We start from the raw sequence: 4,026 nt of genomic DNA on the forward strand, positions 1-4,026 counted from the left end.
ATTTAGGTTCTAGCGCCGTAAGGTGTGAGAGTTCAAGTCTCTCCTTCCGCACCATATTAGAGACCTACTCTTTGAGTAGGTTTTCTTTTATCTGCAATATAGTGATCATCTCTATTGACGACGACGGCAAGTAAAAGAATAAATAAAAAGCCGAGTAATTAATTTTACTCGGCTTTTTATGTTTTTGATTAAGTCAGCAAAAATAGAATCAAGACAATAGCCTAGATCCCCATCGCATATTTCAATAGTTGTTTTTTTATCACACCAGTATGATCAGCAGCCCGTAATCCAACATTACGCAGTAACTTTAATGGCCCAATATTATTACTAAACGCGCTGTAGAAAAAATCCATTCCGGTTTGCATTACCAAATTATCAGGCCGACGACAACGTTCATAATTAGCCAGAACGTGAGGTTGTTGCCAATCACTGCCTGCTTGGCTCATTTTATCTATTAAACAAGCAACATCTTTAAAACCCAAATTAACCCCTTGCCCAGCTAATGGATTAATGGTGTGGGCTGCATCGCCTAATAACACAACATTGGGTTTATAGTATGTTTGTGCATGACGACGAGTTAAAGGAAAACTGCCGTGATTAAGTACAGTAAATTCGCCTAATTCACAAGGAAACGTAGCCATGATCTCTGCCTGTAATTGCGCAGCAGGCATCGCCGATAATTGACGAATACGAGCTGGAGAGTCATACCAAACAAGTGATCCTTGATGGCCAGGCAACGGTAAAAATGACCGCGGCCCCGCAGGAGTGAACTGCTGCCAAGTAATATCTTGTTGTGGCAACTGTGTCGCAATATTAATCAACATACAATGTTGGCGATAATCCCACGCAGTAATACCAATATTTGCTTGCTGACGTACTTGAGAATTAGCCCCATCAGCACCAATTAATAAACCACAATTAAGCAATGAGCCATCACTCAATTCAACTTGATAGCCATCATCAATCTCAGTTGCCGCCACCATGGTTGCTGGGCACAATAAAGTAATATTATCGTAAGCTTCAAATTGCTGCCATAGCGCTAATTGAAGTACACGGTTTTCAACGATATAACCCAATTGCTGCAGTTGCATCTCATCGGCATTAAACCGCGTGCGACACTCAGGATGTTCCCACGTTTCAAGACGTTTAAAGGGGCATAAACGCATCGCCATTACAGGTTGCCATGCACCTAATTGTTCTAATAGGGCAACTGAACGTGGAGAAATAGCCGAAACACGTAAATCCATTGCTTGTGTTGACACAAATGGCTGTGGCGCATAGCCTTCTATTACTGCGACCTCAAACCCTTGCTGAGCTAAACCAATCGCGGCAGCAGCGCCAACCATACCGCCACCAGCAACAATGACATCATATTGTTCCATATCTTTACCTACCTATTATGTCCTGGCTTATTATTTGGTTATAATCATTCAAACCATTGTGTTAGATGATTGTATAAGAAAATACAGTTACTGGGGTACTACCATAACGTATTCATTGCTAATCCCCCCTTAACCACTCTCTTTCATCGCTGACAGGAATCCAATCACCATGCTGGCAAGATTTAAACGTTTTATTAGTAAACTTATTTTAGGCGCGTTGATTGTACCTATTGTGCTGATCATTATTTTTAAGTTTATTAACCCACCGTTTTGGGGGTGGGAAATTAGCCGTACCCTCTTTCCACCTCAAGGCTATCCAAAACATACACATCACCAATGGGTGAATTTGGATAAAATTTCAAAAAATATGCAATTAGCTGTGATCGCATCAGAAGATCAAACCTTTCCGGAACATCATGGTATCGATCTTAGTGCAACCCTATCAGTACTTGAACACAGTGGTAAAAACGGGCCTAGCCGAGGCGCTAGTACCATTACCCAACAAACCGCTAAAAATGTGTTTTTATTCCCCTACCATTCTTTCATTCGTAAAGGTATCGAATTGTATTTTGCATTATGGATGGAGGTCATTTGGGGCAAAGATCGTATTTTAGAAACCTATTTAAATGTGATTGAGTTTGGTCCGGGAATCTATGGCGTCCAAGCGGCTAGTGAACATTTTTTCCATATTCCCGCTAGCCGACTTAGCGCTCAACAAGCAGCACAACTGGCAGCTGTGTTACCTAACCCTTATAAAATAAAAGCCAGCCCAATGAGCAATTATGTTTATCAACGCACATTGTGGATCCGCAAACAAATGCGTCAACTAGGTATGGTTACGCTAAATAAGGTCTATGATGAACAATCACTTTTTAAATCTTTTAATCTCTATCGCTAGTCAATCCCAAAAGACCACACTTTTTTCAGGGTGGTGATGATCTAGTCAGACCGAGTTTAAAGCAGTACAATACGCGGCTTGCTACAGGGCATTACCTTTTACATATGCTAATGCGACCTGTCAGCCCGTAATCTGAATGTAATGAATCAACACTACGAGCGAAGAGAGATGGCGAAGAAACTGCTGATTAAAACCTGGGGCTGCCAGATGAACGAATACGATTCATCAAAAATGGCCGATCTTCTTAATGCTGCTAATGGCTTCGAGTTAACAGAAATCCCAGAAGAAGCAGATGTTCTGCTACTTAATACCTGTTCGATCCGTGAAAAAGCACAAGAAAAAGTTTTCCACCAACTAGGCCGTTGGAAAAAACTAAAAGATAAAAAACCTGATCTAGTGATCGGCGTTGGTGGCTGTGTAGCGACTCAAGAAGGCGATTCTATTCGCAAACGCGCACCTTACGTTGATGTTATCTTTGGCCCACAAACTCTACACCGTTTGCCAGAGATGATTAAACGCTCTCAATCAAATGAAAAAACCGTAATGGATATTTCATTTCCTGAGATTGAAAAATTCGATAACTTACCTGAACCTCGTGCTGACGGTGCAACAGCATTTGTCTCTATCATGGAAGGTTGTTCTAAATACTGTACGTATTGTGTAGTGCCTTACACCCGTGGCGAAGAAGTTAGCCGCCCGATTGATGACGTATTATTTGAAATTGCTCAACTGGCAGATCAAGGCGTACGTGAAGTTAACCTGCTTGGCCAAAACGTGAATGCATTCCGTGGTCCAACCCATGATGGTGAACTTGCTAGCTTTGCTGAACTTCTACGTCTAGTGGCAGCGATTGACGGTATTGATCGTGTACGTTACACAACCAGTCACCCGATTGAATTTACTGACGATATCATTGACGTTTATACAGATACCCCTGAGCTGGTTAACTACTTACACCTACCAGTACAAAGTGGTTCAGATCGTATTCTAACGATGATGAAGCGCCCTCATACGGTACTTGAATATAAGTCAAAAATTCGTAAGTTACGTAAAGTACGCCCAGATATCACCATGAGCTCAGACTTTATTGTCGCGTTCCCTGGTGAATCAGATCAAGATTTCGAAGATACCATGAAACTGATTCGTGATATCGATTTTGATATTAGTTATAGCTTTATCTTCTCACCTCGTCCTGGTACGCCAGCAGCAGATTACCCGTGTGATCTCACTGAAGAAGTGAAGAAAGAGCGTTTGTACGCCCTTCAACAACAACTAAATAGCCAAGCGATGCGCCATGCACGTCAAATGCTAGGCACAGAGCAACGCATTTTAGTTGAAGGTCCATCACGTAAAAATGTGATGGAACTACGCGGTCGTACTGAAAATAACCGTATTGTAAACTTTGAAGGCTCTGCTGAGTTGATTGGTCAATTTGTTGATGTGAAAATCATCGATGTATTTACTAACTCATTACGTGGCGAACTTGTTCGTACTGAAGCAGAAATGGATCTTCGCGTTGCAATGTCACCAGCAGCAATGATGGCAAAAACGCGCCGTGAAGATGATTTAGGTGTAGGCGTATATACTCCAGAATAACTGTCGTTCACTGCCGTCAAATTACGCGCAGTAATCACTATTATTCAAAGTAAGTCGCATGCCCTGAAAATATGGTCGCCTACATTTAGGCGACCTCAATGAGAGGCAAACCTTGAGCAAGATAATTACTGTAGAATTTGATCTGGAACC

Annotated in this window: 3 protein-coding genes; 2 read left to right on the plus strand and 1 reads right to left on the minus strand. The window is 41.8% G+C overall.

Going from position 1 to position 4,026, the window contains the following annotated elements:
- Positions 1–221: 221 nt before the first annotated feature.
- Entirely contained in the window at positions 222–1,382 is a 1,161-nt protein-coding gene (locus tag Q0V26_RS17810; protein ID WP_297486321.1) for a 2-octaprenyl-3-methyl-6-methoxy-1,4-benzoquinol hydroxylase, read from the minus strand.
- A gap of 169 nt (positions 1,383–1,551) precedes the next feature.
- On the opposite strand from Q0V26_RS17810, the gene mtgA reads away from it, so the two are divergent.
- Both mtgA and miaB read left to right on the plus strand, forming a co-directional pair.
- A complete protein-coding gene (mtgA, locus tag Q0V26_RS17815; RefSeq protein ID WP_297486323.1) occupies positions 1,552–2,280 on the plus strand; it encodes a monofunctional biosynthetic peptidoglycan transglycosylase in 729 nt (242 codons plus the stop codon).
- Between the two features lie 168 nt (positions 2,281–2,448).
- Positions 2,449–3,876: a tRNA (N6-isopentenyl adenosine(37)-C2)-methylthiotransferase MiaB gene (miaB, locus tag Q0V26_RS17820; protein ID WP_297486324.1), complete on the plus strand. Its 1,428-nt coding sequence runs from the start codon at positions 2,449–2,451 to the stop codon at positions 3,874–3,876.
- Positions 3,877–4,026 lie beyond the last annotated feature (150 nt).

It is taken from the genome of uncultured Photobacterium sp., assembly GCF_947039875.1.
Lineage (GTDB): Bacteria > Pseudomonadota > Gammaproteobacteria > Enterobacterales > Vibrionaceae > Photobacterium.